Source organism: Burkholderia ambifaria AMMD, assembly GCF_000203915.1.
GTDB classification, from domain to species: Bacteria; Pseudomonadota; Gammaproteobacteria; order Burkholderiales; family Burkholderiaceae; genus Burkholderia; species Burkholderia ambifaria.
Genome location: NC_008390.1, coordinates 2,690,327 through 2,717,317, shown reverse-complemented (window position 1 = coordinate 2,717,317; position 26,991 = coordinate 2,690,327). Strand labels below are relative to the sequence as shown.

At 68.1% G+C, this 26,991-nt stretch carries 24 protein-coding genes; 10 read left to right on the top strand and 14 right to left on the bottom strand.

From position 1 onward, the window contains the following. The first annotated feature begins 2 nt into the window (after positions 1-2). A complete protein-coding gene (locus BAMB_RS12470) occupies positions 3-1,190 on the top strand; it encodes a heme biosynthesis protein HemY (RefSeq protein ID WP_011657637.1) in 1,188 nt (395 codons plus the stop codon). Positions 1,191-1,444: 254 nt separating this feature from the next. Here the strand turns inward: BAMB_RS12470 and BAMB_RS12465 are convergent, their stop codons facing one another. From BAMB_RS12465 to BAMB_RS12455, 3 genes are all read right to left on the bottom strand, one after another. Next, positions 1,445-2,749 (bottom strand): MFS transporter, encoded by a 1,305-nt coding sequence (locus BAMB_RS12465; RefSeq protein WP_011657636.1) that lies wholly within the window; start codon positions 2,747-2,749, stop codon positions 1,445-1,447. Between the two features lie 145 nt (positions 2,750-2,894). Further along, positions 2,895-3,653, bottom strand: a complete 759-nt coding sequence (locus tag BAMB_RS12460; protein ID WP_011657635.1) for an SDR family oxidoreductase — start codon at positions 3,651-3,653, stop codon at positions 2,895-2,897. Between the two features lie 75 nt (positions 3,654-3,728). Then, positions 3,729-5,168 carry an aldehyde dehydrogenase family protein gene (locus tag BAMB_RS12455; protein ID WP_011657634.1) on the bottom strand — a complete coding sequence of 480 codons (1,440 nt, stop codon included), beginning with the start codon at positions 5,166-5,168 and terminating at the stop codon, positions 3,729-3,731. 209 nt (positions 5,169-5,377) lie between these two features. Here BAMB_RS12455 and ppa point away from each other — a divergent pair, with 209 nt between their 5' ends. Further along, a complete protein-coding gene (ppa, locus tag BAMB_RS12450) occupies positions 5,378-5,905 on the top strand; it encodes an inorganic diphosphatase (RefSeq protein WP_006753432.1) in 528 nt (175 codons plus the stop codon). Positions 5,906-5,960: 55 nt separating this feature from the next. Here ppa and BAMB_RS12445 read toward each other — a convergent pair whose 3' ends face one another. After that, a complete protein-coding gene (locus tag BAMB_RS12445) occupies positions 5,961-6,851 on the bottom strand; it encodes a GIY-YIG nuclease family protein (protein ID WP_011657632.1) in 891 nt (296 codons plus the stop codon). A gap of 49 nt (positions 6,852-6,900) precedes the next feature. Beyond that, positions 6,901-7,935, bottom strand: coding sequence for a helix-turn-helix transcriptional regulator (locus BAMB_RS12440; RefSeq protein WP_011657631.1), 1,035 nt, complete (start codon positions 7,933-7,935; stop codon positions 6,901-6,903). 149 nt (positions 7,936-8,084) lie between these two features. Here BAMB_RS12440 and BAMB_RS12435 point away from each other — a divergent pair, with 149 nt between their 5' ends. Next, complete coding sequence (locus BAMB_RS12435) at positions 8,085-10,331, top strand: glycoside hydrolase family 3 C-terminal domain-containing protein (RefSeq protein ID WP_041491242.1); 2,247 nt, start codon at positions 8,085-8,087, stop codon at positions 10,329-10,331. A 71-nt stretch (positions 10,332-10,402) separates the two neighbouring features. Here the strand turns inward: BAMB_RS12435 and BAMB_RS12430 are convergent, their stop codons facing one another. Then, a complete protein-coding gene (locus BAMB_RS12430) occupies positions 10,403-11,581 on the bottom strand; it encodes a GNAT family N-acetyltransferase (protein ID WP_041491241.1) in 1,179 nt (392 codons plus the stop codon). 109 nt (positions 11,582-11,690) lie between these two features. On the opposite strand from BAMB_RS12430, the gene BAMB_RS12425 reads away from it, so the two are divergent. Both BAMB_RS12425 and BAMB_RS12420 read left to right on the top strand, forming a co-directional pair. Beyond that, the gene (locus tag BAMB_RS12425) at positions 11,691-13,421 is read left to right on the top strand and encodes an NAD+ synthase (protein ID WP_011657628.1); all 1,731 of its coding nucleotides are present in this window, start codon (positions 11,691-11,693) and stop codon (positions 13,419-13,421) included. An 83-nt stretch (positions 13,422-13,504) separates the two neighbouring features. Then, positions 13,505-13,843, top strand: coding sequence for a P-II family nitrogen regulator (locus BAMB_RS12420; RefSeq protein ID WP_006398637.1), 339 nt, complete (start codon positions 13,505-13,507; stop codon positions 13,841-13,843). Positions 13,844-14,001: 158 nt separating this feature from the next. Here BAMB_RS12420 and BAMB_RS12415 read toward each other — a convergent pair whose 3' ends face one another. Then, complete coding sequence (locus BAMB_RS12415) at positions 14,002-15,087, bottom strand: porin (RefSeq protein ID WP_011657627.1); 1,086 nt, start codon at positions 15,085-15,087, stop codon at positions 14,002-14,004. 571 nt (positions 15,088-15,658) lie between these two features. Further along, entirely contained in the window at positions 15,659-16,585 is a 927-nt protein-coding gene (locus BAMB_RS12410) for a LysR family transcriptional regulator (RefSeq protein ID WP_041491388.1), read from the bottom strand. Positions 16,586-16,724: 139 nt separating this feature from the next. On the opposite strand from BAMB_RS12410, the gene BAMB_RS12405 reads away from it, so the two are divergent. Beyond that, positions 16,725-17,222, top strand: coding sequence for a GNAT family N-acetyltransferase (locus tag BAMB_RS12405; protein ID WP_011657625.1), 498 nt, complete (start codon positions 16,725-16,727; stop codon positions 17,220-17,222). 55 nt (positions 17,223-17,277) lie between these two features. Here the strand turns inward: BAMB_RS12405 and BAMB_RS12400 are convergent, their stop codons facing one another. The 4 genes from BAMB_RS12400 to BAMB_RS12385 form a co-directional block, all read right to left on the bottom strand. Further along, on the bottom strand, positions 17,278-18,057 hold the full coding sequence (locus BAMB_RS12400) for an ABC transporter ATP-binding protein (protein WP_011657624.1): 780 nt from the start codon (positions 18,055-18,057) through the stop codon (positions 17,278-17,280). 16 nt (positions 18,058-18,073) lie between these two features. After that, on the bottom strand, positions 18,074-18,787 hold the full coding sequence (locus BAMB_RS12395) for an ABC transporter permease (protein WP_011657623.1): 714 nt from the start codon (positions 18,785-18,787) through the stop codon (positions 18,074-18,076). After that, positions 18,784-19,473, bottom strand: a complete 690-nt coding sequence (locus tag BAMB_RS12390; protein WP_006755688.1) for an ABC transporter permease — start codon at positions 19,471-19,473, stop codon at positions 18,784-18,786. The genes BAMB_RS12395 and BAMB_RS12390 overlap by 4 nt, the downstream gene beginning before the upstream one ends. A gap of 229 nt (positions 19,474-19,702) precedes the next feature. Further along, positions 19,703-20,479: an ABC transporter substrate-binding protein gene (locus tag BAMB_RS12385; RefSeq protein ID WP_006755689.1), complete on the bottom strand. Its 777-nt coding sequence runs from the start codon at positions 20,477-20,479 to the stop codon at positions 19,703-19,705. Between the two features lie 363 nt (positions 20,480-20,842). Between BAMB_RS12385 and BAMB_RS12380 the strand changes: the two genes are divergently transcribed. After that, positions 20,843-21,544, top strand: coding sequence for a pirin family protein (locus BAMB_RS12380; protein ID WP_011657622.1), 702 nt, complete (start codon positions 20,843-20,845; stop codon positions 21,542-21,544). Between the two features lie 70 nt (positions 21,545-21,614). Here the strand turns inward: BAMB_RS12380 and BAMB_RS12375 are convergent, their stop codons facing one another. Further along, entirely contained in the window at positions 21,615-22,166 is a 552-nt protein-coding gene (locus BAMB_RS12375; RefSeq protein WP_006755679.1) for a Spy/CpxP family protein refolding chaperone, read from the bottom strand. A gap of 222 nt (positions 22,167-22,388) precedes the next feature. Between BAMB_RS12375 and BAMB_RS12370 the strand changes: the two genes are divergently transcribed. Beyond that, complete coding sequence (locus tag BAMB_RS12370) at positions 22,389-23,114, top strand: response regulator (protein WP_012364426.1); 726 nt, start codon at positions 22,389-22,391, stop codon at positions 23,112-23,114. Further along, positions 23,098-24,414, top strand: coding sequence for an ATP-binding protein (locus BAMB_RS12365; RefSeq protein ID WP_011657620.1), 1,317 nt, complete (start codon positions 23,098-23,100; stop codon positions 24,412-24,414). Before BAMB_RS12370 ends, BAMB_RS12365 begins: the two co-directional genes overlap by 17 nt. A 34-nt stretch (positions 24,415-24,448) precedes the next feature. Here BAMB_RS12365 and BAMB_RS12360 read toward each other — a convergent pair whose 3' ends face one another. Continuing rightward, the gene (locus tag BAMB_RS12360; RefSeq protein ID WP_011657619.1) at positions 24,449-24,715 is read right to left on the bottom strand and encodes a double-stranded DNA-specific endonuclease; all 267 of its coding nucleotides are present in this window, start codon (positions 24,713-24,715) and stop codon (positions 24,449-24,451) included. A 500-nt stretch (positions 24,716-25,215) separates the two neighbouring features. Here BAMB_RS12360 and BAMB_RS12355 point away from each other — a divergent pair, with 500 nt between their 5' ends. Next, positions 25,216-26,973 carry an ABC transporter permease gene (locus BAMB_RS12355; RefSeq protein WP_011657618.1) on the top strand — a complete coding sequence of 586 codons (1,758 nt, stop codon included), beginning with the start codon at positions 25,216-25,218 and terminating at the stop codon, positions 26,971-26,973. Positions 26,974-26,991: the final 18 nt, after the last annotated feature.

Sequence of the window (26,991 nt, the reverse complement as noted above, 5' to 3'; positions counted from 1 at the left end):
CGATGACGCTTCGAGGAATCGTCTGGCTCGCGATCCTGTTCGGGATCGCCGCGGCGCTCGCCACCGTCGGCCGTTTCGACGCGGGGCAGGTGCTGCTCGTCTATCCGCCGTACCGGATCGACGTGTCGCTGAACCTGTTCGTGATCGGCATCGTCGTGCTGTTCATCGTCGTGTACGCGCTGCTGCGCATCGTGCGCAACATCTGGCGCATGCCGCAGCGGGTCGCCGCGTATCGTGCGCGTTCGCGCAACGAGAAGGCGCAGGCGTCGCTGCGCGATGCGATCGCGAACCTGTATGCGGGCCGCTTCTCGCGCGCCGAGAAGGCCGCGCGCGACGCGCTCGCGGTCGATGCGAACCAGGGCGCCGCGAGTCTCGTCGCGGCCACCGCCGCGCACCGGATGCACGAGTACACGCGCCGCGACGACTGGCTGTCGAAGGTCGACGCGCCCGAATGGCAGGACGCGAGGCTGCTCGCCGCGGCCGACATGCGCGCGGATGCACGCGATGCCGACGGCGCGCTCGCCGCGCTGGCCGACCTGCAGGCGGGCGGCAAGCGTATCCATGCGCAGCAGGTCGCGCTGCGCGCGCAGCAGCAATTGAAGAACTGGGCCGAGGTGCTGAAGCTCGCGAAGGCGCTCGAGAAGCGCGAGGCGCTGCATCCGGCCGCGGCCGTGCGGCTGCGCCAGCAGGCGGCGGAGAACCTGCTGCGCGAACGCCGGCACGATCCGGACGCGCTGCTCGAAGTGTGGCAGTCGCTGTCGCCGCTCGAGCGTCAGTCGCCGCGCCTCGCCGATCTCGCGGCCGAACTGCTGGTGCCGCTCGAGCGTCGCCCCGAAGCGCGCCGCATCGTCGAGGAAGCGCTCGCGCACAACTGGGATGCGCGGCTGCTGCGCCGCTATCCGGATACGGCAGGCGCCGATGCGCTGCCGCTGATCCAGAAGGCCGAAGGGTGGAAGAAGGATCACCCGGACGATGCCGACCTGCTGTTCGCGCTCGGCCGTCTCTGCCAGCAGCAGCAGCTGTGGGGCAAGGCGCAGTCATTCCTCGAGGCCGCGCTGAAGCAGGCCGACAACGAGGCGCTGAAAGTGCGTGCGCACCGTGCGCTCGCACGCCTGTTCGAGCATCTCGGCGAAACCGACAAGGCGGCGAAGCACTACCGCGAAAGCGCGCTCGCGATCACCGTGGTCTGACGCGGCGGCGGTCCTCTGCCGCACGTGAATATGCCCCGAACGCCGATTGGCCTTCGGGGCATTTTTTATTCGGCGCCGCGTTGCAGGCCGGTCCGGACGCCGTGGTTCGGGCGCTTTTGCGGCACGGCGCCCGCGAGCCGGCTGTCGAGCCCGCCGTTGAGCCGGTAGACGTCGTCGTGCGGCGTAGCGGCAGGGGGCGCGACCCGGTCGGCTTCATGCTCGCGTGCGAATGCGACAAGCTCCGGCCTACCGCATCACTTGTCGACGAGCCGCTTCGGCACCGACAGCGCGAGCAACCCGCCGAGCACGAGGAACCCGGCGAGCATGTACATGCCCGCGTCGTTGGCGCCCGTCGCCTGCTTGAGCCAGCCCATCAGGTACGGGCTCAGGAAACCCGCGAGGTTGCCGATCGAGTTGATCATCGCGATGCCGGCCGCGGCCGCCGCACCGCCGAGGAATGCGGTCGGCAGGCTCCAGAACAGCGGCAGCGTCGTCAGGATGCCCATCGTCGCGAGCGTGAGGCCGAGCATCGCGAGCGCCGTCTGGTGCGCCCAGACCACCGACAACACGAGCCCGAGCGCGCCGAACGCGGCCGGAATCGCCAGGTGCCAGCGTCGTTCGCGCCGCTTGTCCGCGCTGTGCGCGATCAGGATCATCGCGACCACCGCCGCCGCATACGGAATCGCCGACAGCAGGCCGATCATGAACGTGTCGACCACGCCGGTCGCCTTGATGATCGTCGGCAGCCAGAAGCCGACGCCGTACAGCCCCATCACGAACGAGAAGTAGATGAGCGCCATCAGCCACACGCGCGGGCTCGCCATCACCGCGCCGAGCGGCAGGTCCTGCTTGGTCGCTTCCTCCGCGTCGACGTTGCGCGCGAGCAGCGCCTTTTCGTCGTCGGTGAGCCATTTGGCCTTCGCGATCCGGTCGTCGAGCGCGAAGAATACGAGCACGCCGGCCAGCACCGACGGGATCCCTTCGAGCAGGAACAGCCATTGCCAGCCGTGCCAGCCGCTCACGCCATTGAACGCCTTCAGGATGAAGCCGGAGATCGGTCCGCCGATCACGCCGGACAGTGCGACCGCGGTCATGAAGAACGTCGTCATCCGGCCGCGCCGGTGCGCGGGATACCAGTAGGTGAGATACAGGATCACGCCGGGGAAGAAGCCGGCTTCCGCGACGCCGAGCAGGAAGCGCATCACGTAGAACATCGCGGGCGTCGTGACGAACATCGTCAGGATCGAGATCACGCCCCAGGTCGCCATGATCCGCGCGATCCACACGCGCGCGCCGACCTTGTGCAGGATGATGTTGCTCGGGACTTCGAACAGGAAGTAGCCGAAGAAGAAGATCCCGGCGCCGAGCCCGTAGACGGTGTCGCTGAGATTCAGGTCGCTCGCCATCTGCAGCTTCGCGAAGCCGACGTTCACGCGATCGAGATACGCGACCACGTAGCACAGCAGCAGCAACGGCGTGAGCCGCCACGACACCTTGCGGTAGGTTGCTTCCTCGAATGCGCCGGACGAGCCCGGCAGCGACTGCATCGATGTAGCCATGTTGTCTCCTGTCCTTGTCTTGTCATGTGCCGGAGCCGGCGCGTCGGCGCCCGATCCGGTGTCTTGCGAAGCAATGCCGATGCGTGGATGCACCCTGCGCGGATGCGCGCGCCGGTGCCGGCGCGGCGTAATCGCGGTCGTGCGGCTAGATGCAGCGTCCGCCGTCGACTTCGAGACAGACGCCGGTGATGAACTCGGCTTCGTCGGATGCGAGGTACAGGGCCGCGTTCGCGATGTCCTGCGGCGTCGAGAAGCGGCCGAGCGGAATCGTCGCGAGGAACCGGCGGCGATTCTCCGGCGTGTCCTCGCAGCCCATGAACTCGGTCATCAGGCCCGTCTCGCCGAGCACCGGGTTGATGCAGTTCACGCGGATGCGGTCGGCGCCGAGCTCGGCCGCGAGCGACTTGCTCGCGGTGATCATCGCGCCCTTCGTGCTGTTGTACCAGACGAGGCCCGGGCGCGGCCGCACGCCGGCCGTCGATGCGACGTTCACGAACACGCCGCCGCCCTGCGCGCGGAAATACGGCACCAGGGTCTGTACGCTCCAGAACAGGCTCTTCATGTTGACGGCGTACACGCGATCGAACTCGGCTTCCGTCACGTCGAGCACCGGCTTGTTGCGGTGCGTGGTGCCGGCGTTGTTCACGACGATCTGCACCGAATGGAAATCGTCGAGCGCGGCCTGCAGCAGCGCGCGCCAGTCGGCGTCTTGGGACACGTCGCCCGCGACCGCGATCGCCTTGCCGCCCGCCAGCGCGATCTCGCTCGCGACGCGCTCGGCCGCCGCGCCGTTCAGGTCGTTGACGACGACATTCGCGCCTTCGCGCGCATAGGTCTTCGCGATGCCCTCGCCGAAGCCCGAGCCGCCGCCGGTGACGATGGCCGTCTTGCCGCTCAACCGCATGGTGTGTCTCCTCTGTTGGATGCGTGCGTGGTGTGTCGGTGCGCGGCCGGTCGTTGCCGGCCGCGTGCTGCGGGTTCAGCCGTGCCGGATCGCGATCGTCTTCAGTGCGGTGAAGCCATACAGCGCCTCGAAGCCTTTCTCGCGGCCATGGCCCGAATGGCCGACGCCGCCGAACGGCAGTTCGACGCCGCCGCCCGCACCGTAGTTGTTGATGAACACCTGACCGGCGCGCAGGCGCCGCGCGAGGCGCAGCTGGCGCGCGCCGTCGCGGGTCCAGATGCCTGCGACGAGGCCGTACGGCGTGCCGTTCGCGAGCGCGACCGCTTCCTCCTCGTCGACGAAACGCATCGCGGCGAGCACCGGGCCGAATACTTCCTCCTGCGCGAGCCGGTGCGACGCCGGCACGTCGCGCAGCAGCGCGGGGGCCTGGTAGAAGCCGCTTTCGGGCGCGTCGGCGACGACCTGGCCGTGCCCGGCCATCGGAATGCCGTCATGCTGCGCGTCGGACAGGAAATCCCACACGCGCTGCTGCTGCTTCGCGTTGATCAGCGGGCCGCAGTCGAGATCCGCGCGGCTCGGGCCGACCCGCAGCGCGTTGAACGCGGTGGCGAGCCGATCGACGAGCGGCTCGTAGACCGCGTGCTCGATCAGCACGCGGCTGCCGGCCGAGCAGGTCTGCCCGCCGTTCTGCACGATCGCCGACACGAGCACGGGCAGCGCCGCTTCGAGATCGGCGTCGGCGAACACGATCTGCGGCGACTTGCCGCCGAGCTCGAGCGTGACGGGCACGTGGTTCTCGGCGGCCATCTGCGTGACGAGCTTGCCGGTCGCGGGCGAGCCGGTGAACGAGATGTGGTCGATGCCCGGGTGGCGCGCGAGCGCGGCGCCCGCCTCATGGCCATAGCCGGTGACGATATTGAGCGCACCGGCCGGCAGCCCGGCTTCGGCGGCCAGCTCGGCGACGCGCAGCACCGACAGGCACGCGTCCTCGGCCGGCTTCACGACGCACGCGTTGCCGGCCGCGAGCGCCGCGCCGACGCTGCGCCCGAAGATCTGCATCGGGTAGTTCCACGGCACGATGTGGCCGGTGACGCCGTGCGGCTCGCGCACGGTCAGCACCGTATAGCCGGCCTGATAGGGGAGGGTCTCGCCGTGCAGCTTGTCGGCAGCGCCCGCGTAGAACTCGAAATAGCGCACGAGCGCGGCGGCATCGGCACGCGCCTGCTTCAGCGGCTTGCCGGTGTCGCGCGCCTCGATCGTCGCGAGTTCCTCGAGATGGTCGGCGACGCGCGCCGACAGCCGCATCAGCACGCGGCCGCGCTCGGCGGCGCTCGCCGCGCCCCACGGGCCCACGAACGCTTCGCGGGCCGCGGCGACCGCGCGCTCGATGTCGGGGGCGGTGCCGCGCGCGATCGTCGCGAACGGCTGGCCGTCGGAGGGATCGACGACCGGGATTGTCTCCAGCTGCGCGGGCAACGTCCATTCGCCCGCGATGAAGTGCTTCGCTTCTTCCATGCCTGCTCCTCGGGTCCGATGCTTCGCGGCGACGGACGACGTCGCCCGTGGTTCGGTGGCCGGACATCCGGAACGATTATCGCGCCGATCGTCATCCGGACGCCACCGGTCGATTGGCTATAATGGCGCATTCCCTGCGGGGACGCCCGCGGCGGTGCAGCGCCCCGCGGCGCCCCTGTCCCGAATTCCATCGACCAACAGAGAGCGCTATGAGCTTTAATCATGTTCCGGCCGGCAAGGACCTGCCGCACGATTTCAACGTGATCATCGAGATCCCCGCGCAGAGCGATCCGGTGAAGTACGAGGCGGACAAGGAACTGGGTCTCCTCGTCGTCGACCGCTTCATCGGTACCGGCATGCGTTACCCGGTGAACTACGGCTACATCCCGCAGACGCTGTCGGGCGACGGCGATCCGGTCGACGTGCTGGTGATCACGCCGTTCCCGCTGCTGGCCGGCTCGATCGTGCGTTCGCGCGTGCTCGGCATGCTGCAGATGACCGACGAGTCGGGCGTCGACGCGAAGCTGGTCGCCGTGCCGCACGACAAGGTCTGCCCGATGACGGCGAACCTGAAGTCGATCGACGACGTGCCCGAGTACCTGAAGGATCAGATCAAGCACTTCTTCGAGCAGTACAAGGCGCTCGAGAAGGGCAAGTGGGTGAAGGTCGAAGGCTGGGCCGGCATCGACGCCGCGCACAAGGAAATCACCGACGGCGCCGCGAACTACAAGAAGTAAGCCCGTTGGTCGGCCTCGCGCCGGTTCGTTCGGAACGCAAACCGCGCGTGTCTCCTCAGGAGGCCGCGCGGTTTTGTTTTGTGCGCACGGTTTTCCGGCGGGCGGGCGCGGACGCCTGCGGGCGTGGGGTACCCGGCGCCTGCTTCGTGCGTTTCGCGCGGGGCGGGGCAGCGGGTGACGTGGGTGCCTGGGTCGCCTTGGTTGCTTCGGTCGCTCCGGCGGGTCGCGCGGTCGATGGACGGCGCCGCGTCGGTGCGCAAGCGGCGTCTTCGCGTGCGTTCGCTGCCGGTTTGCCGACGGCGGCCGATGCCTTCCTTTTTGGCGACGCGGCTAGAGGCGGGCCGGCCTTCTTTACCGGCGTACCACGCAACGACGTCTTTTTTGCGGCGGCGTGGCCGTCGGCTTTCGCCCGTTTCGCGTCCGGTGCGGCCGGGTTCGATTGCGTCGACTTCGACGCTTGTTTGCCTTTCGCAGGCTTCGCCGTCTCCACTGTCTTCACCGTCTTCGCGGCCGTTGCAGGCCCGGCGACTTTCCCCGCCTTCGCCTTTTTCCCGGCAACCGGTTCGGTATCAGCCGCGTTGGCCGCATCGTCGAGGTCTTTCGCGCGCCCCTTCTTGGGCCCGCGCGCCATCGCCTTCGGCCCGGCCGCATCGTTGCGCTCGTCGAGCGCCACCACCGCCGGCAACACCGATTCGAGCGTGCGCAAGCCGGCCGCCAACTCGCGCTTTTTCGCGGGCGTGAGCCGCTTCACCCAGTATTCGGCGCGCGACGCGCTGGACCGGTCGGGCAGAGGAAACGCCGCGAGCACCGCGCGCGGCTTGCGCGAGCGTGTATAGCGCGCGCCCTTGCCGGACGCGTGTTCGTCGAAGCGCGCTGCGACATCGGTCGTGATGCCCGTGTAGACGCTGTCGTCCGCGCATTCGATCAGATACAGAAACCAGGACATGGGAGGGCGGCGGGATGCGAAGCCGCCAGTGTCTCAGAAAAAGCGTGCGTCAACGCCACCGGTCGCCGTGCCCGTCGCGAAAGCGGCTCGGCGCCGCGCCGAGTTCGCGCGTGAAGAAGCGCGTGAATGCGCTCGTCGAACGGAAGCCGACGCGCACGCCGATCTCGCCGATCGGCAACTGCGTATTGAGCAGCAGGTCGCGCGCCTCGCCGAGCCGCGCCTGCGCGACGAGCGCATGGAAACCGACCGCTTCGCGATGCAGCCGCCGGCGCAGCGTCCAGCGCGACATCGCGAAGCGCGTGCACACGTGCTGCATCAGCGTATCGGTCGGCACGTCGGTATCGTCGGAGGTACGCAGCCAGTCGCGCACGCATTGTTCGACCGACGCGCCGAACGTCGAGCGTGCGCGCACGCGCTCGCGCGCGGCGTCGGCCGCATGACGCTGGATGCCGGCGAGCGGCGCGTTGTAGCGCTCGAACGGCGTGTCGAGGTGCGCGGAGCGCAGCACGATGCGGTTGTGCGCGGCCTCGAACGCCACCGGTGCGCCGAGCATGTCGCGCAGCGCGGCAACGGGCGCGAACGCGCGGCCGGCGAATTCGGCGTCGTCGATGCGCACGTGCGGATCGTACAGGCCCGCAAGCGCCGCGAGGATCGCGAGATTGACGAACGCGCTGCCCGCGTTCCGGCCTTCTCCTTCGTTCACGTACTCGAGCGCGATCGCGTCGCCTCTCTCGTGTGCGAAGACCCAGTCGACGTTGCCGATCAGCTCGCGATAGCGCAGGTAGCCGTGCAGCGCGCCGCGCAGCGTCGCCGCGTTGCACGTGACGCCCGCGAGCTCGGGAAACGGCACGAGCCACGGCACGACCTGCGGCGGCGGGCGATGCCACGACAGCGGCCAGCCGCTCGTCAGCTGCATCGCGGCCACGTGCCGGTCGCCGGCGATGCGGCGCGTGTCGTCGGCGAGCTCGGCCGGCCCGATGCCGAGCGTCTCGTAAAGCGCGGCGGGATCGATGCCGTTTGTGCGCGCGTCCTCGCACAGCCAGCGGTAGATCCGCACGGATACCGATTTCTGTCTCAACTCCATGTCTGCCCCCTGTCGTCATGCCGTTCGGGTTTGTCCCCGCTGCGAGAGGTCAACGCATGCTCCTGCCGGTCAAGCGTGGTGACCGGTCGATTTTTAGACTCGACGCTGGAGTTTGGCGACCAGTACAACAGATCGATTCTGGAGGATCAATGAAAACTTCGCTGTTCCGGTGTTCGACGATTGCGTCCGCATGTGCGCTCACGATGCTGCTCGCGTCGTGCGGCGGCGACGACATCCATGCGCCGGCCGACCCCGACGCGGCGGCCGACCTGCGCGCGGCCGCCCTCGTCGCGCAACTGACGACCGACGAGAAACTGCAGCTCGTGCACGGGACCGGCATGCCCGCGCTCAACTTCGGCGGCCCGTTTCCGGCCGACGCGCTGAACGGCGCAAGCTACATCCCGGGCGTGCCGCGGCTCGGCATTCCGGCGCTCAGCAGCGCCGATTCGGCGGGCGGCGTGAACGTGAAGAATGCGCGCGTGACCGCGCTGCCCGCGCCGGTCGCGCTCGCGGCGACGTGGGATCCGGCGCTCGCGGGCACCTACGGCACGCGCATCGCGCTCGAATTGCGCGCGCTCGGGTTCGCGGAAGGGCTCGGCGGCGGCGTGAACCTCGCGCGCGAGCCGCGCAACGGCCGCACCTTCGAATACATGGGCGAGGATCCGGTGCTCGCGGGCACGCTGAGCGCCGCGCGCACGCAGGCCACGCAGGCGCAGAAGGTGATCGCGACGATCAAGCATTTCGCGTTCAACGACCAGGAAACCAACCGGATGACGGTCGATTCGGTCGTCGACGAGCGGACCATGCGCGAGGCCGAGCTGCTCGCGTTCGAGATCGGCGTGAAGGACGGCCAGCCGGGCAACGTGATGTGCTCGTACAACAAGCTGAACGGCGTGTATGCGTGCGAGAACCCGTATCTGCTGACGACCGTGCTGAAGAACGAGTGGGGCTTCAAGGGCGTCGTGCAGTCGGACTGGGGCGCGACGCATTCGACGGTCGCGGCCGTGCAGGCCGGGCTCGACGAGGAACAGCCCGGCGCGGCCGACGACGGCAACGCGCCGCTCGGCTCGTACTTCAATTCGAAGCTGCGCGCGGCGCTGCAGGCCGGCAGCGTGTCGGCCGCGCGGCTGAACGACATGGTGCAGCGCAAGCTGCGCACGCTGATCCGCATCGGCGTGATGGACGCGCCGCCGAAGCCGGGCGGCGCGATCGACGAAGCCGCCGGTAATGCCGACGCGCTCGCGATCGCCCGGCAAGCGGCGGTGCTGCTGAAGAACGCGGCCGCGCCGGGCGATACGCAGCCGGTGCTGCCGCTGGCCGCCGGCACGCTCAGGTCGGTCGTCGTGATCGGCGGGCACGCGGATGCGGGCGTGCTGTCGGGCGGCGGCTCGGGTGCGGTGCCGGCGATCGACGGCAACGCGGTGACGTCCTGTCAGCAACCGGCCGGCATGCTGTTCGGCGGGTGCGCGACCTGGTACAAGTCCGCGCCGCTCGCGGCGATCCGCGCGAAGGCGCCGAACGCGTCGGTCAGCTATCGCGACGGGACCGACGCGAACGCGGCGGCCACCGCGGCCGCGCAGGCCGATGTCGCGATCGTGTTCGCCACGCAGTGGCAGACCGAAGGCCTCGACCTCGCGAGCCTGTCGCTGCCCGATGCGAAGGCCGACCTGTACAACCAGCAATACGACCAGAACGCGCTGATCGCCGCGGTCGCCGCGAAGGCGAAGCGTGTGATCGTCGTGCTCGAGAACGGCAGCCCCGTGCTGATGCCGTGGCTTGCCAACGTGCACGGCGTGCTCGACGCATGGTACCCGGGCGCACAGGGCGGCCAGGCGATCGCCGACCTGCTGTTCGGCGACGCGAATCCGTCGGGCCGGCTGCCGTTGACGTTCCCGAAGCAGGAGGCCGACCTGCCGCAGCCGACGATCGACCCGTCGAATACGCAGAACGTCTATGCCGAAGGGCTCGCGTACGGCTATCGCTGGTTCGACGCGAAGGCGATCGAGCCGCTGTTTCCGTTCGGCTACGGGCTGTCGTACACGACGTATGCGTTGTCGGCGATGTCGGCGCGGGCGGACGCAGCGGGCAACGTGACGGTCGGCGTGACGGTGACGAACACGGGCACGCGTGCCGGTACGCACACGGTGCAAATCTACGCGGCGCTGCCCGCGTCGCTCGGCGAGCCGCCGAAGCGGCTCGTCGGCTGGACCCGGGTCGCGCTGCAGCCGGGCGAGGCGCGCACGGTCAGTGTCGCGGTGCCGGCGCAGCGCTTCGCGGTGTGGGATGCGAATGCGCACGCATGGCGGATCGGCGCGGGCCGCTACGGGCTGTTGGCGGCCGCGTCGTCGCGTGACCCGCAGGCGCTGTCGCAGACGGTGACGCTCGCCGCGCACTGAGCCGGCCGCGGTCGTGCGGCATGCGGCGAGGCCATGCGCGGCCTCGCCGCATGCCGGTATGCAGAATGACGCTAGCCGGTGCTGCGCCGGAACGGATCGTGTTCGCGGAGTTCGTCGACGTACGCGTGGATATGCTCGGTCTCGCGTGCGAGAAAATGCGCGACCGCATCGGAGAATGCCGGATGCGCGAGCCAGTGCGCGGAATGCGTGACGGTCGGCAGGAAGCCGCGCGCGAGCTTGTGCTCGCCCTGCGCGCCGCCCTCGAACGTGTCGAGCCCGGCCTCGATGCAGAATTCGAGCAGCTGGTAGTACGCCGTTTCGAAATGCAGGCAGGGCACGTGCTCGAGCGCGCCCCAGTAGCGGCCGTACAGCGTGCCGCCGCCGTTCGCGCCGCGCCGGTAGACGGCGAGCGAGCTCGCGATCGGGTGGCCGTCGGCTTCGGCGATCACGAGCAGCAGGTTCTCCGGCATCGTCGCGCCGATCGCGCGGAAGAAGTCGAGATTCAGGTACGGGCTCGAGTAGTGTTCGCGGTAGGTCTGCCGGTAGCAGCGCGAGAAGAAGCGCCAGTCGGCATCGGTGATCCGATCGCCGGTCATCCGCCGGAACGTGACGCCGGCATCGCGCACCTTGCGCCGTTCGGCGCGGATGTTCTTGCGCTTCTTCTGCTCGAGCGTGCCGAGGAAGTCGTCGAAGTCGCGGTAGCCGTCGTTGAGCCAGTGGAACTGCACGCCTTCGCGCAGCATCATCCCCAGCGATTCGAGCAGCCGCGCTTCGTCGCCGGTCGGAAACAGCACGTGCAGCGACGACACGTCGCTCTGCTCGGCGAACGCGAGCAGCGTGGCCGCGAGCCGGCGACGTGCGTCGTCGTCGGCCGCGAGCAGGCGCGTGCCCTGCACGGGCGTGAACGGCACCGCGCACAGCAGCTTCGGGTAGTAGGACAGGCCGTTACGCTGGTACGCGTCGGCCCATGCCCAGTCGAACACGTATTCGCCGTACGAATGCTGCTTCGCATAGACGGGCGCGGCGGCCGCGAGCCGCCCCGTGCGTGGATCGGTCAGCGTGACGAAGTGCGGCGACCAGCCGGTGTCGTCGACCGCGCAGCGCGCGACGTGCAGCGCGTCGAGGAATTCGTGGCGCAGGAACGGCGTCGGCTGCGCGTCGCGTTCGAGCAGCGCGTTCCATTCGTCGGCCGGCACTTCCGCGGGGGACGACAGGATGCCCGTGCGATAATCGATGCGTTCGTGTTTCAAGCGTGAACCCGTACTGTTGGATGCCGCCGGATGCGTGCCGCCATGGCCCGCGTCCGGGACGTTTTCGTCAGCCGTTCAGGGCGCGCCGCCGGGCTGCGCCGATCCCGTCATGAAGACCCGACTCGCTCTCGCCCAGATCAACGTCACCGTCGGCGATTTCGCCGGCAACGTCGCGCGGATCGTCGCGGCCGCCCGCGCCGCGCACAACGATGGTGCGCAACTGATGGTCGCACCCGAACTCGCGCTGTCCGGCTATCCGCCGGAAGACCTGCTGCTGCGGCCTGCGTTCTACGCGGCGGCCGCTGCCGCGCTCGACACGCTCGCCGACGCGCTGCGTCCGTTCGACGGGCTCGCGGTGCTGGTCGGTCATCCGTTGCGGGGACCGGGCAGCGGTGCGGGCAGCGACTCGGGCGACGATGCACGCGCGCCAGCCGTCGATGGTAATGCAAACCGCCCGATCGAGCGCGGCGTGCCGCCGGCCGATACCTACAACGCGGTGTCGCTGATCGTCGGCGGCGAGATCGCCGGCACCTATCGCAAGCAGGATCTGCCGAACGCCGACGTGTTCGACGAAAAGCGCTATTTCGCGACGGACGCCGAGCCGCTCGTGTTCGAGCTGAACGGCGTCAAGTTCGGCGTGATCATCTGCGAGGACGCATGGCATGCGTCCGCCGCGCAGATCGCGAAGGCCGCCGGCGCGCAGGTGCTGCTGGTCCCGAACGGTTCGCCGTACCACATGAACAAGGACGCGTTGCGCATCGACATCCTGCGCGCGCGCATTCGCGAGACCGGGCTGCCGATGGTGTACGTGAACCTCGTCGGCGGCCAGGACGAGCTCGTGTTCGACGGCGGCTCGTTCGTGCTCGACGCGCAGGGCGCGCTCGTCGCGAAGATGCCGCAGTTCGACGAAGGGCACGCGATCGTCGAATTCGACGGTGCGCGCCCGCTGCCGGGCGCGATCGCCCCAGCGCTGCCGATCGACGCGCAGGTCTATCGCGCGCTCGTGACCGGCGTGCGCGACTACATCGGCAAGAACGGCTTTCCCGGCGTGCTGATCGGGCTGTCGGGCGGCGTCGACTCCGCGTTGGTGCTCGCGGTCGCATGCGACGCGCTCGGCCTCGAGCGCGTGCGTGCGGTGATGATGCCGTCGCGCTACACGGCCGACATCTCGACCACCGACGCGGCGGAGATGGCGCGGCGCGTCGGCGTGCGCTACGACGAGATCGCGATCGCGCCGATGTTCGATGCGTTCCGGGCGGCGCTCGCGGACGAATTCGCGGGCCGCGCGGAAGATGCGACCGAAGAGAACATCCAGGCGCGCATCCGCGGCACGCTATTGATGGCGCTGTCGAACAAGTTCGGCTCGATCGTGCTGACGACCGGCAACAAGAGCGAGATGGCGGTCGGCTACTGCACGCTGTACGGCGACATGGCCGGCGGCTTCGCGGTGATCAAGGACATCGCGAAAACGCTGGTCTACCGGCTGTGCCGCTATCGCAACGCGACCGCCGACTACGGGCAGCGCGACGTGATCCCCGAGCGGATCCTCACGCGCGCGCCGTCGGCCGAGCTGCGCGAGAACCAGACGGACCAGGACAGCCTGCCGCCGTACGACGTGCTCGACGCGATCATGCGGATGTACATGGAGGAGGACCGTCCGCTCGCGGAGATCGTCGCGGCCGGTTATGCGGAGGCCGACGTCGCACGCGTGACGCGGCTCATCAAGATCAACGAATACAAGCGCCGCCAGGCGCCGATCGGCATTCGCGTCACGCATCGCGCGTTCGGGCGCGACTGGCGCTATCCGATCACGTCACGCTTTACCGAACGTCTCGACTGAGCGCCGCTGGGCCGTACGCGGCCGGCCGGCTTACAATCGGGATCGCGATTGTGCATCCAAACGAGCATTGAGGGACAACCATCATGAAACGCATCACCGCCATCATCAAGCCGTTCAAGCTGGACGAAGTCCGCGAAGCGCTCGCCGAAGTCGGCCTCACGGGGCTGACCGTGACGGAAGTGAAGGGCTTCGGCCGCCAGAAGGGTCACACCGAGCTGTATCGCGGTGCCGAATACGTCGTCGACTTCCTGCCGAAGATGAAGATCGAGGTGGTCGTCGCGGAAGCGCAGGTCGACCAGGTGATCGACGCGGTGATCGGCGCGGCGCGCACGGGCAAGATCGGCGACGGCAAGATCTTCGTGTCGGACGTCGAGCGCGTGATCCGCATCCGCACCGGCGAAGAGAACGAAGCGGCGGTCTGAGCGCCGCACTCGGCCGATCCGGTCGATCGGGCCGCGGATCGCACGATTCCGGCCCGCCAATAAAAAACGGTGCGATACCCGGGTGGGTACCGCACCGATACGCGCCTCTCGCAGCAGCGTGGAAAGTGTTGTCGAATCGTTCTCTGGAGGGCGCCTGATCAGAACAGGTGCTGGATGCCGGCGTAGACGCCGGTCTGGCTGCCGCCCGGATGCGGGTTGCCCGTCGATACGGCGGTGCCCGCACCGTTCGCGTTCAGGCCGAAGTTGGCCGTCGAGCTGTTGCGCACCGTCGCGACCTGCAGGTCGAACAGCGTGCGCTTCGAGATGTTGTACGAACCGCCGACCGTGTAGATGTTCGCGTTGCCGCCGCCGTGGTTCGCATTCACGTGGTACACGGCTGCGATCAGCGCCGCCGCCGGCGTGGCTTGCCACGTCACGCCGCCCCAGACCTGCTGGGTGCCGGTGATGCCGTTGTTGACGGCCGGGCCGCCGCTGCCGTCCGCGTGCGACGACTGATAAGCCGCTTGCAGCTTGAACTGGCCGAGGAACACGTTCAGGCCCGCGAAGTATTCACGCGAGTAGTTGAACACGTCGGAGAAGCGGCCGTTGCTGTCGCGCGTTTCGTCGTAGATGCCGCGCACCTGGAACAGCGAGTTCGTGTACGTGACCTGCGCGCCGGCCGCACGGCCCGGCTGCCCGGCCGTCGTGTTGCCGTTGAAGCTGGTCGAGTTCGAGAACGCGAACTGGCCGTAGAAGTCGAGGCCGTAGAACTGCGGCGACTGGTACGACACGTTGTTGCTGGTCTTGTTCCAGTTGCGGCCGCGCACGAGCGATGCCGACGACCAGCTCGACTGGCCCAGCGGATCGAAGTCCCACACGCCGTTCGCGATCGCGAGTTCGCGACCCAGCAGCAGCGTACCGTAGCGGTCGTTGGAGATGCCGACGGTCGCGAAACGATCCCAGATCGAGCCGCTCGTGCCGAGCCCGCCGTTCATCGTGTTGAACGCGCCTTCGAGGTGGAACAGGACCTTGTTGCCGCCGCCGATGTCCTCGCTACCCTTCAAGCCCCACAGGCTCGTGCCCCAGTCGCCGCTTTCCGCGCGCACTTGGTGGCCGTTCTGCAGGCCGTTCAGGTACTCAAGGCCGGCATCCAGGCGACCGTACAGCGTGACGCTGCTCTGCGCGTGCGCCGTAACCACCCCAGCAGCCATCAGCGCGGCCGCGACCAAAGCTTTCTTCATCATCTCCTCCATACCCTGTCAAAAAGTCAACCCAGACTGCACGAGATGCCCGGCGCGGCGAGCGTCGGGCAAAAGCGAAAAGCGGGATAACCAGGGAGACCTCGTGCAGGCCGGTAAGCGCGGCACGCGGGCAAGCGGACGGAAAAACCGTTGAGCGGTCCCGCGCGGCCGGGTCGGCTTGCGGGGTCTCCTTGTTGTGTCGTGAAGCTAAACTACATTTCACGAACTTCGTTTTGCTACTTTGGTTACTAATTTAGCAAAAATACAATTTTGTGGCGACCGAAATCGTTGTTTGACTAACACGTGTCGCCAATTTGCCATGCAACAGAGTGCGCGGCGGTCGCGCGGACGCGCGCCGGTTGCCGTAAACCCTTGTCCGGCAAGGAAGACACGGATTCGGCGGGGTGGGGTCAAGGATTGCCACTATTGACGTTGCAGAGGCGCGGGCGTAAGCGTCGGAGCGGCGAAATTGGTAAGTATTTCGTAATAAATTCGGCATGGCCCAACGGCGCCGGGCCGCCTCTGCAATGGCTCTGACACTGGGGCCATCGACCGCCGGACAAGCGCGCCCGGCTCAACCCTGCGCGGGTCGGGCATCGAGCAATTGCGCGCGGATCCATCGGTGCGCATCGGTGCGTGCGTGCTTCGCGTGCGAGTAGACCTTCACCGTATAGCGCGGGATCTCGAACGGCGCGGGGAAGATGCGGATCGGCGCCGCGTGACGCAGCGCCTGGGCGGCGCGGTTCGGCACCGTCATCAGCAGCGTCGATTCCGCGATCGCGAACGGTGCGGCCAGCACGCTCGGCAGCCGCACGGCGACCTGCCGCGCGAGGCCGAGCCGGTCGAGCACGTAGTCGACGACGCCGCGCGACTCGTTCCACGGCGTGACGACCACGTGGCGTGCCGCGAGATACTGGTCCAGCGTCAGCCGCCGGCGGATGTCCGGATGCGCGGCGCTCGCAATCACCACGTAGTCGTCCGAGAACCAGTCGAAATCCTCGATGCCCGGCGAGTCGGCGGTCGACTCCTCGTGATAGCCGAGCGCGAAATCGATGCGGCCGGCCGCGAGCTCGTCGATCGAAATCTTGCGCTCGGAATGGACGACGCGGATCCGCAGCCGCGGCGCGACCCGCTCGATGCGCGCGAGCAAGGCCGGCAGCACGGCGAACGCCGTGTAGTCGCTCGCGGCGAACACGAACGTGCGGTCGCTTTGCGCGGGATCGAAGCGGCGCGCGCGGGCGAGCCCCTTCGACATCGTGTCGAGCGCGTCGCCGGCCCAGGTGGCGATGTCGTCGGCGCGCACGGTCGGCTGCATCTCGTTGCCGAGCCGCACGAACAGCGCGTCGCCGATCGCGTCGCGCAGCCGCGCGAGCGCGTGACTCAGCGCGGACGGGCTCATCGCCAGTTCGTGCGCGGCCGCGGCCACCGACCGGTGGCGGTACAGCGCGTCGAACGCGAGCAGCAGGTTCAGGTCGAGACGGCGCAAATCGGGATGCATCATGTTCATGTCCAGATGAAGAAACTGCACTTCCTGCAGTTGAGACGGGAACGTAGCATGTGGATCTGACCGCCGCCACGCGCATGTGCGCGGGCCGCGCCGCATTCCGTTTCCCGTCCGGGCCGAAGGAGGGCTCCCCGCCGTGCAAATCGACATCCGTTGCGCCACCGTCGCCGACGTCCCGCAAATCCTGCGCTTCATCACCGAGCTGGCCGTCTACGAGAAGGCCGAGCATGAAGTGGTCGCGACGCCCGCGTCGCTCGAGCGCAGCCTGTTCGGCGAAGGCTCGCCCGCGCGTGCGCTGATCTGCGAGGTCGACGGCGAGCCGGCCGGCTTCGCCGTGTATTTCTTCTCGTATTCGACGTGGCTCGGCCGCCAGGGGCTGTATCTCGAGGATCTGTACGTATCGCCGCGCTTTCGCGGCGCGGGCGCCGGGCTGCGGCTGCTGAAGGCGCTCGCGCGCATCGCCGTGGACACTGGCTGCGGGCGGTTCGAATGGAGCGTGCTCGACTGGAACGAGCCGGCGATCCGCTTCTACGAAAGCGTCGGCGCGGCGCCGCAGAGCGAATGGGTGCGCTACCGGCTCGCGGGCGATGCGCTGCGCGCGTTCGCGGACGGCGCGCCGGTGGACGCCGCGTAAACGCGAAACGGGCGCCGCCTGGCGCCCGCTCGTGTGTCGTACCGCGACGCGCGCGTTACTTGAGGCTGCCCGACAGGAACCCGCGCAGGCGCTCGCTCTTCGGATTCGCGAACACTTCGGACGGCACGCCTTCTTCCTCGACACGCCCCTGGTGCAGGAACATCACGTGATTCGACACGTTGCGCGCGAAGCCCATCTCGTGCGTGACGACGATCATCGTGCGGCCTTCCTCGGCGAGCTTCTGCATCACCTTCAGCACTTCGCCGACGAGTTCCGGGTCGAGCGCCGACGTCGGCTCGTCGAACAGCATCACGTCGGGATGCATCGCGAGCGCGCGCGCGATCGCGACGCGCTGCTGCTGGCCGCCCGACAGGTGCGACGGATACTGCTTCTCGACGCGCGGCGCGAGGCCGACCTTCTCGAGATACGTGCGGGCGCGATCCTCGGCTTCCTTCTTCGGGATGCCGAGCACGTTGACGGGCGCTTCCATCACGTTCTCGATCACGTTCATGTGCGACCAGAGATTGAAGTGCTGGAACACCATCGACAGCTTGGTGCGCACGCGTTGCAGCTGCTTCGAATCGGCGGCGCGCAGCGCGCCCGTCTTGTCGGCGGTGGTGCGCACTTCCTCGCCGTCGACGACGATGCGGCCCGCGTTCGGCTGTTCGAGGAAGTTGATACAGCGCAGCATCGTGCTCTTGCCGGAACCGGACGAGCCGATCACGCTGATCACGTCGCCCGAGTTCGCCTTCAGCGACACGCCCTTGAGCACCTCGTTGTCGCCGTACCGCTTGTGCAGATCGTCGACGAAAAGCTTCTGAGTCTGGGAATTCATATAGTCCTGCGAAAACTTACTTGCCTTGCGGGCGCAGATACGCGAGCCAGCGACGCTCGGCCTGGCGGAACAGCCACACGAGCATGAACGAGATCACGAGATAGAGCAGCGCGGCGATGCCGAATGCATGGAACGACATGTAGGTCGCCGAGTTCACGTCGCGGGCGATCTTCAGGATGTCCGGCACGGTCGCGGTGAACGCGACGGTGGTCGCGTGCAGCATCAGGATCACTTCGTTGCTGTAGAGCGGCAGCGCGCGGCGCAGCGCGGACGGCAGGATCACGCGGCGATACATCGTGAAGGTGGACATCCCGTATGCGCGCGCGGCTTCGATCTCGCCGTACGAGGTCGCCTTGATCGCGCCCGCGAAGATCTCGGTGGTGTACGCGCAGGTGTTCAGCGTGAACGCGAGCAGCGTGCAGCGCATCCCGTCGCGGAAGAACGAATCGAGCAGCGGCGTGCCGCGTATGAACTGCAGGCTGTAGAGGCCGGTGTAGCAGAGCAGCAGCTGCACGTAGAGCGGCGTGCCGCGGAACACGTACGTGTAGAGCCACACGGCGCCCGACAGCCACTTCCTCTTCGACACGCGGGCCACCGCGAGCGGCACCGACAGGCAGAAGCCCAGGCCGATCGACACGACGAGCAGCCACAGCGTGATCGCGACGCCGGTGATCCGGAAGCCGTCGGTATAGAGGTAGTTGCGCCAGTATTCTTGGATGAGTTCGATCATAGGTCAGCCTTGCGGACACCGGTCGAGTAGCGCTTTTCGAGCCACATCAGCACGAAGTTCGAGATCGTCGTGATGGCGAGGTAGACGGCACCCGCGATCAGCGTGAAGAAGAAGAACCGCAGCGTGCCCTTGCCGGCGTCCTGCGACGCCTTGACGACGTCCGCGAGACCGATGATCGACACCAGCGCGGTCGACTTCACGAGCACCTGCCAGTTGTTGCCGATGCCGGGCAGCGCGAAGCGCATCATCTGCGGGAACATGATTCGCGCGAACACCTGCCAGCTGGTCATCCCGTACGCGCTGCCGGCTTCGAGCTGGCCGCGCGGCACCGACAGGAACGCGCCGCGGAAGGTCTCGGTGAAGTACGCGCCGTAGATGAAGCCGAGCACGAGCACGCCGGCGAGGAACGGGTCGATGTCGATCTGGTCCCAGCCGAGCGCGTCGGTCGCGGAGTTCAGCCAGATCTGCAGGCTGTAGAACAGCAGCAGCATCAGCACGAGGTCGGGTACGCCGCGGATCAGCGTCGTGTAGACGGTGCCGATGCCGTTCGTCACGCGGTTGCGCGACAGCTTCGCGCCCGCGCCGAGCAGGCCCAGCAGGAACGACAACGCGAGCGACAGCACCGCCAGTTTGACGGTTTGCCAGGTGCCTGCGAGGATCAGCGGGCCGTAACCTTGTAGAAACATAGAGTGGTCCCTGGTGTGGTCCCTGAGGGCGCATGCGGAGCGCCGCGAAATACGCGCCCGCCAAGCTGCGCGGAACGCCCCGTGCGTATCATGACCGTCCGCCCTGGCAACGATGCCGGGCCCGCCCGTCGCGCGAGCGGCGGGCAAGGGGGCGGGCGGCGCGTGGTTGACTGCCTGTACCGCCGGACGCGGGGCCGCCCCCGCATCCGCTTCCCGTCATTGTCGGCGCTCAGCGAGCCGAGTAGACGCTGAACGAGAAATACTTGTGCGACAGCCGGTCGTACGTGCCGTCCTTGTGCATGTCGGCCAGCGCCTTGTTGATCCTGAGCTTCAGGTCCGTGTCTTCCTTGCGCAGACCGATCGCGGTGCCGTCGCCGATCGTCTTCGGATCCTTCACTTCCGGCCCGGCGAACGCGAAGCCCTTGCCGCGCGGCGTGCGCAGGAAGCCGTAGTCAGCCTGCAGTTCATCCTGCAGCGTCGCGTCGAGGCGGCCCGAGCCGAGATCGGCATAGACCTGGTCCTGGTTCTGGTAAGGAATGACCGTCACGCCCTGCGGTTCCCAGTACGCCTTCGCGTAGGTTTCCTGCGTCGAGCCCTGCTCGACGCCGACGTGCTTGCCCTTGAGCGACGCGACCGTCGGCAGCAGCGGCGAGCCGGCCTTCGCGATCATGCGTGCCGGTGCGTCGTACACCTTGTCGGAGAAGTCGATCTGCTCGCGGCGCTTGTCCGTGACGGTCAGCGACGACACGATGACGTCGTACTTCTTCGCCTTCAGCGCGGGGATGATCCCGTCGAGATCCTGCGCGACCCACACGCACTTCACGTTGATCCGCTTGCAGATTTCCTTGGTGAGATCGACGTCGAAACCGACGATCTCGCCGCTCGGCGCGGTCGACTCGAACGGCGGGTAGCTGGCATCGACGCCGATCCGAACGGTCTTCCACTCCTTCGCGAAGGCGCTGCCCGCCACGAGGGCGAGGGCGGCGCACAGGGCGGCCTTCTTCATTTCCATCCTTTTGTCGCTCACTTCCGGGGGGCGCTCGCGGCCGGTCGGGCCGGGCGCCGCGGCGTATTCTAGACGGCCAAAATTCGTGTTTCGGCGCGCTGGCAACGGCGCTCGCCGGACGGGCGAACGCCAAAAGGGCGGTATTTTACCCGAACGCGATATCCGGAAAACGGCAATCCGGCGCGACCGATCGATTCTTCGAATCGGCTGTTGCGACAATCGTGGTATTTGCAACGAGTATTGCGCCCATTGGGTTCGTGAGCGCAACGATGCGGTGCGCGGGCGGCGGATTGTGGCCGGATGGGGGCGCGCCTACAGTACAGGTAAACCCGCAAAAGAATCGCCGCCTGCCGGAGTACCCCCATGTTCCAGATCCGCCGCGCCGCCGACCGTTGCCACACGCGTCAAGGCTGGCTCGAATCGAGCAGCAGCTTCCCGCTCGCCGGCCACGCCGGGGCCACGCATCCGCCGTTCGGCGCGCTGCGCTTGCTGAGCGAGGACCGGATCGCCCCCACGCGCGGCTTCGGAATGCAGCCGCGCCGTGACCTCGAGATCGTCACCTACGTGCTGGACGGCGCGCTCGCGCATCGCGACAGCCTCGGCAACGGCGCGATCGTGCGGGCCGGCGGCATCCAGCGAATGAGCGCCGGCACGGGGCTCATGCATAGCGAAACCAACGCATGGTGCGACCGGCCGCTGCATCTGCTGCAGATCTGGCTGCAGCCGGCCGAGCGGGGCGGACGGCCCGGCTATGCGCAGCGGCGCTTTGCCGACGACGAGAAGCGCGGCCGGCTGCGGCTCGTCGCGTCGCCCGACGGCGACGACGACGGCGCATTGTCGGTACGTGCGGACGCGCGGATTTTCGCGGGGCTGATCGACGGCGACGAGGAGACGGCTTTCGGCGTGCCGGCCGGGCGCAGCACCTACGTGCACGTGGCGCGCGGCGACGTGGAGGTCAACGGCCACACGCTGGCCGAGGGCGACGGCGCGCGGATCGCCGGCGTGGACACGGTCGCGTTCGCCCGCGGCCGGGCGGCCGAGGTGCTGCTGTTCGACGTCGCCTGAAATGAAACGGGGGACGGGGCGCTGAGCGCCCGCGTCCCCCGCGGTGCCGCCCGGGAGGCGGCCTGCCGGCTTACTGCGCCGGCGCCGACGCGCCCTTGGCCGCGCGGTGCTGCTGCCAGCGTTCCTTCATCGTCTCGTGGCGCTGCTCCATCCGCGCGAACTGCTGCTTGAGCGCCGTGCTGACCGTGGTCTTCTGCTGGTCGTTCAGCCCGTTGTAGAACGCGAGCCACGCGGCCGAGCTCTGCTCGCGCAGTTGCGCATTCTGCTGCTCAGCCTGCTGGCGGGCGGCGTGCATCGCATTCAGGTCGAGGATCGGCTGGTTCTGCTGCGCCTTGAATTGCTCGCGCATCTGCTCGTGGCTCTTGCGCATCGCTTCATGGTTCTGCTTCATCGTGTTGACGGCCGTCTGCCACTGCTGTTCCTGCGACGCATTGAGCTTCAGCTGGTCGTGCAGCTTCATGATCACGCCGAACGGGCCGCCGTCATGGCCGCCGTGCATCTGGTGCATGCCGGGGCCGCCAGGCGGCGGCATGTCGTTGGGTTGAGCCGCATGCGCGGTGCCGAATGCGAGAGCGAGCACGGTGGCGGCCGCGATGGCCACGCGGGAAGTCTTCTTATACATTTCAGAAACTCCTTGTATCAAAGGGTCCGGCGATGCGGTGCGCGGTGATTCGTGTCCGCATCCGGTAAGACGCAGGTTAGCGGCGCGGGTCCCGGCCGGTGTTACGCGGGGTGGCCGGCGGGTTACGGCGCATTACAGTTCCCTTGCGCCGTAACCCGCAGTAACCCTTTCGTCCCTTTGTTTCGTTCTTCGATGCCGCACTCGCGCGGTAAACTTCAAGCCATGACTACCCAGATCCTCATCGTCGACGACGACCAAGAACTCCGAGACCTGCTGCGCGACTATCTCGTGCGCCAGGGGATGGAAGTGTCCGTGCTGCACGACGCGGCGACGCTCGAGAAGCGCCTCGAGCGCGAGCGGCCCGACCTGATCGTGCTGGACTTGATGATGCCGGGCGTGGACGGCCTGACCGCGTTGCGCCAGTTGCGCGCGGCCGGCGACGACATCCCCGTGATCATGCTGACCGCGCGCGCGGACGACGTCGACCGCATCGTCGGGCTCGAACTCGGCGCGGACGACTACCTCGGCAAGCCGTTCAACCCGCGCGAGCTGCTGGCGCGCGTGCAGGCCGTGCTGCGCCGCCGCCGCGCGACGCCGTCGGCCGCGGCGCCCGAGCAGCGCGAGCCGTTCGCGTTCGGCCGCTTCGTGCTCGACTTCCAGGCGCGCACGCTGTCGGTCGACGGCAAGCCGGCGACGCTGTCGAGCAGCGAATTCGCGCTGCTGAAGATCTTCGTGAACCATGCGCTGCGCACGCTCACGCGCGAGCGGCTGCTCGAGCTGCTGCACGGGCCCGAGTACGACGGCACCGACCGTGGCATCGACGTCCAGGTATGGCGCCTGCGCCGCATCCTGGAAACGGATCCGTCCGCGCCGCGCTTCATCCAGACGGTCCGCGGGCGCGGCTACGTGTTCGTGCCCGACGGCGAGGCCCATGCGCAAGCCCATTGATTCACTGTTCGGGCGGCTCGCGCTGCTGGTCATCGGCGTGCTGCTCCTGTCGCACTTCGCGTGGTTCTTCGCGATGCGCATCGAGCGCAACCAGATGCAGACGCGCTACGCGGTCGAGGAGGCCGCGTTCCTCGTCGACGCGGTGCGCCAGCACGTCGAGCGCACGCCCGATCAGCCGCTGCCGTCGCGCGTGCGGCTCGTGGCGCCGGACAGTCCCGACGTGCCGAAGGTGGCCGACACGAACCTGCCGGCGCCGCTCAAGCGCTTTCGCGACGACGTGAGCGAGCGGATGCCGCACGGCACCCAGGTCGAGGTCGGCGCGCCCGGTCATCCGCCGGTGCTGTGGGTCAAGGAGCCGACCGACCCTAACTGGATCGTGGTGCCGGTGCAGCCGCTGCGGCCGCCGCGCTCGCTCGACCGGATGCTGCTGTGGCTCGGCACGATCTTCTCGGCCGGCGTGATCGCCGCGCTGTTCGCGGCCTGGCAGCTGCAGCAGCCGCTGCGCTCGCTGGCGCGCGCGGTCGCGCGCTTCGGCCGCGGCCAGCCGGTGCCGCCGCTGCGCGAGCGCGGCCCGCGCGAGCTGCGCCAGCTCACGCGCGGCTTCAACCAGATGGTGGAACAGGTGTCGCAGGCCGACAGCGACCGCGCGGTGATGCTGGCCGGCGTCGCGCACGACCTGCGCACGCCGCTCGCGCGGATGCGCCTGCGTGCCGAAATGATGGACGACGCGCGGCTGCGCGACGGCGTCGTGCGCGACGTCGACTCGATGTCGCACATCGTCGACCAGTTCCTCGCGTTCGCGCACGGCGGGGCGGACCGCAGCGAGCCCGTGCCGGTCGACCAGACCTGCGAGCGGATCGCGCGCAGCTATCGTGCGGTCGCGCCGAACGCGCCGCCGGTCCAGACGCGTCTCACGGCCGACGCGGGCTTCCGCCTGCCGACCGCGACGCTCGACCGGATCCTGTCGAACCTGCTGGACAATGCACATGCGTACGGTGCGCCGCCCGTGCTGGTCGAGACGGCGCGCACGCCGACGGGGTATGTACTGTCGGTCAGTGACAGCGGCGGCGGGATTGCGCCGCGCGACCTGGCGGCCGCGACGCGGCCGTTCGTGCGGCTCGACCCCGCGCGCGGCGGGAACGGTCACAGCGGGCTGGGGCTCGCGATCGTCGAGCGGCTCGTGCTGAGGCAGGGCGGGACGTGCGAGATCGGCAACCGTCCCGAGGGCGGCCTGCGCGTGGCGATGACGTTCCCGTTCGACGCGGTGCCGAAGGACGAACTTCACGCACAGGCTGCGTGAGAAGCGGCGCCTGCCGGGCAGGCGCCGCGCGGCATCATTCGCCGAACAGCGAGCCGAGCGTCTCGGCGGCGTTGCTGTCGATGGTGTTGTAGGTCACGCTCGTGGCCTCGAAGATATAGACGGTCGTATAGCGGCCGAGGCGCTCCAGGATTTCCTCCTGCAGTGATTCGGGCACGACGTTCATGTTCAGGTACCACGCCGTCGACGACAGCCGGGTCTGGAACGACCCGTATTCCTGCATCAGCTCGTAGAACGCCTCGGCGTCCTGATCGCGGCAGACGATCACCAAATTTCCTGCCATTCCCTTCCTCCAGCTGGTCGGTCAATCCCCGGGGCCGCGGGTCGGCACACCCCGGGGGCTAGCCCCGATCATACCTGCTTCGCCGCGATCGTCCGATGACGTCCGGCATGGTTTGCGCCCGTGTGTGGCTGGCGGGTTCCCGGCCGGCCCGGATCACGGCATAATTCGGGGCCTGCACGCCGGCCGCACGACTGCGGCCGGGCTGCACCGCCCCGCGCGCCCGCCGTCCGCCCGCGCGCCGGGCACGATCCACGCACCGCCCACGCGTCGCGCGGCGCCACACTGGCCCCGGACGGTTGTACCTGAAATACAGGTTGGTGTAGTGTCGTGCCGTCGCGGCCGCTTGCCGCGCCGGGGCGCAGCTTGCACGCACGGCGCGTCGCGCCGGCGTGAGATCGTGAATCCATCGAATTACCGCGTCGAATTACCGCGCCCGTGCGCTTTGCCATGAATCAACATCGTCTGCCGGCTTCGTTCGGCCTTACCGGGGAGGGCGCCTGATGGACGTCGGATTCTTCAATCCGAACCGGACCGCCAACGCGTCCGCGTGGCGCGTTCTGCCGAACCGGTGGGACTTCATCGCATTCCCGCTGATCATCTGCCTGATCGCGATGGCGGTCGTCGGCTTTCATGAAACGATGGCGCCGATCGGGACCCTTCAGACCCAGAAGATCTCGCTCGATCCGTCGAACCTGCCCGAATACGCGTTGCGCACGACGCTGCGGATGCTTGCCGCGATGGTCGCGTCGCTCGCGTTCACGCTGATCTACGGCACGCTCGCCGCGAAAAGCCGCCGCGCGGGGATGGTGCTGATCCCGATCCTCGACATCCTGCAGTCGGTGCCGGTGCTCGGCTTCATCTCGTTTACGGTCACGTTCTTCCTCGCGCTGTTCCCGAGCCGCGTGCTCGGCGCGGAGCTCGCGGCGATCTTCGCGATCTTCACGAGCCAGGCGTGGAACATGACGTTCAGCTTCTACCAGTCGCTGCGCACGGTCCCGCGCGATCTCGACGAAGTGTCGCGCGGCTTCCACCTGACGTCGTGGCAGCGCTTCTGGAAGCTCGAGGTGCCGTTCTCGATGCCCGGGCTGATCTGGAACATGATGATGTCGATGTCGGGCGGCTGGTTCTTCGTCGTCGCATCGGAGGCCATTACCGTCGGCAACCAGACGATCACGCTGCCGGGGATCGGCGCGTATCTCGCGCAGGCGATCTCGGACAAGAACTTCGGCGCGATCGGCTGGGTCATCCTCACGATGACGGTCGTGATCCTCGCGTACGACCAGTTCCTGTTCCGCCCGCTGATCGCGTGGGCCGACAAGTTCCGGATGGAGAACACCGCGTCGGGCGATGCGCCGCAATCGTGGCTGCTCGACCTCGTGCGCCGCACGCGCCTGATCCATCAGCTGCTGGTGCCGGCCGGCTGGTTCTTCGCGAAGGCCGCGCGGATTCCGCTGCGCCTGCCGCTGTCGGGCGCGATGCGCTTCACGCTGCCGAAAGTCGAGAAGAAGGCGTCGCGCACGGTCGATATCGCATGGTCGGGCTTCGTGCTGATCTGCACGGCCTATATCGTGTGGCGCGTCGTCAGCTTCGTCGCGACCGGCGTGACGATGGCCGACGTCGGCCACGTGCTGGTGCTCGGGCTCATCACGCTGCTGCGCGTGGTCGTGCTGATCACGATCGCGTCCGTGATCTGGGTGCCGATCGGCGTGCTGATCGGGCTGCGTCCGCGGCTCGCGGAGAAACTGCAGCCGCTCGCGCAGTTCCTCGCCGCGTTCCCGGCCAACCTGCTGTTCCCGGTGTTCGTGATCGTGATCGCGCGCTTCCACCTGAACCCCGACATCTGGCTGTCGCCGCTGATCGTGCTCGGTACGCAGTGGTATATCCTGTTCAACGTGATCGCCGGCGCGACGTCCTATCCGAACGACTATCGCGAAGCGGCGACGAACTTCCGGATCCGCGGCTGGCAGTGGTGGCGCCAGGCGATCCTGCCCGGCATCTTCCCGTACTACGTGACCGGCGCGATCACCGCGTCGGGCGGCGCGTGGAACGCGAGCATCGTGTCGGAAGCGGTGCAGTGGGGCACGACCAAGATCGAGGCGCACGGCCTCGGCGCGTATATCGCGCAGACCACCGCCGCCGGCGACTTTCCGAAGATCATCCTGGGCATCGCCGTGATGTCCCTGTTCGTTACCCTGTTCAACCGCCTGCTGTGGCGCCCGCTGTATGCCTTCGCCGAAGCGAAGCTGCGGCTCGACTGAGACCGATTGAGAGCGAAA

Coding starts and splice junctions, on each gene's coding strand:
- BAMB_RS12435 (WP_041491242.1), top strand. CDS start 8,085: ATGAAAACTTCGCTGTTCCGGTGTTCGACGATTGCGTCCGCATGTGCG.
- BAMB_RS12385 (WP_006755689.1), bottom strand. CDS start 20,479: ATGAAGAAGGCCGCCCTGTGCGCCGCCCTCGCCCTCGTGGCGGGCAGC.
- BAMB_RS12355 (WP_011657618.1), top strand. CDS start 25,216: ATGGACGTCGGATTCTTCAATCCGAACCGGACCGCCAACGCGTCCGCG.
- BAMB_RS12440 (WP_011657631.1), bottom strand. CDS start 7,935: ATGGAGTTGAGACAGAAATCGGTATCCGTGCGGATCTACCGCTGGCTG.
- BAMB_RS12465 (WP_011657636.1), bottom strand. CDS start 2,749: ATGGCTACATCGATGCAGTCGCTGCCGGGCTCGTCCGGCGCATTCGAG.
- BAMB_RS12390 (WP_006755688.1), bottom strand. CDS start 19,473: ATGTTTCTACAAGGTTACGGCCCGCTGATCCTCGCAGGCACCTGGCAA.
- BAMB_RS12365 (WP_011657620.1), top strand. CDS start 23,098: ATGCGCAAGCCCATTGATTCACTGTTCGGGCGGCTCGCGCTGCTGGTC.
- BAMB_RS12375 (WP_006755679.1), bottom strand. CDS start 22,166: ATGTATAAGAAGACTTCCCGCGTGGCCATCGCGGCCGCCACCGTGCTC.
- BAMB_RS12425 (WP_011657628.1), top strand. CDS start 11,691: ATGAAGACCCGACTCGCTCTCGCCCAGATCAACGTCACCGTCGGCGAT.
- BAMB_RS12410 (WP_041491388.1), bottom strand. CDS start 16,585: ATGATGCATCCCGATTTGCGCCGTCTCGACCTGAACCTGCTGCTCGCG.
- BAMB_RS12400 (WP_011657624.1), bottom strand. CDS start 18,057: ATGAATTCCCAGACTCAGAAGCTTTTCGTCGACGATCTGCACAAGCGG.
- BAMB_RS12360 (WP_011657619.1), bottom strand. CDS start 24,715: ATGGCAGGAAATTTGGTGATCGTCTGCCGCGATCAGGACGCCGAGGCG.
- BAMB_RS12445 (WP_011657632.1), bottom strand. CDS start 6,851: ATGTCCTGGTTTCTGTATCTGATCGAATGCGCGGACGACAGCGTCTAC.
- BAMB_RS12460 (WP_011657635.1), bottom strand. CDS start 3,653: ATGCGGTTGAGCGGCAAGACGGCCATCGTCACCGGCGGCGGCTCGGGC.
- ppa (WP_006753432.1), top strand. CDS start 5,378: ATGAGCTTTAATCATGTTCCGGCCGGCAAGGACCTGCCGCACGATTTC.
- BAMB_RS12380 (WP_011657622.1), top strand. CDS start 20,843: ATGTTCCAGATCCGCCGCGCCGCCGACCGTTGCCACACGCGTCAAGGC.
- BAMB_RS12395 (WP_011657623.1), bottom strand. CDS start 18,787: ATGATCGAACTCATCCAAGAATACTGGCGCAACTACCTCTATACCGAC.
- BAMB_RS12455 (WP_011657634.1), bottom strand. CDS start 5,168: ATGGAAGAAGCGAAGCACTTCATCGCGGGCGAATGGACGTTGCCCGCG.
- BAMB_RS12415 (WP_011657627.1), bottom strand. CDS start 15,087: ATGATGAAGAAAGCTTTGGTCGCGGCCGCGCTGATGGCTGCTGGGGTG.
- BAMB_RS12470 (WP_011657637.1), top strand. CDS start 3: ATGACGCTTCGAGGAATCGTCTGGCTCGCGATCCTGTTCGGGATCGCC.
- BAMB_RS12370 (WP_012364426.1), top strand. CDS start 22,389: ATGACTACCCAGATCCTCATCGTCGACGACGACCAAGAACTCCGAGAC.
- BAMB_RS12420 (WP_006398637.1), top strand. CDS start 13,505: ATGAAACGCATCACCGCCATCATCAAGCCGTTCAAGCTGGACGAAGTC.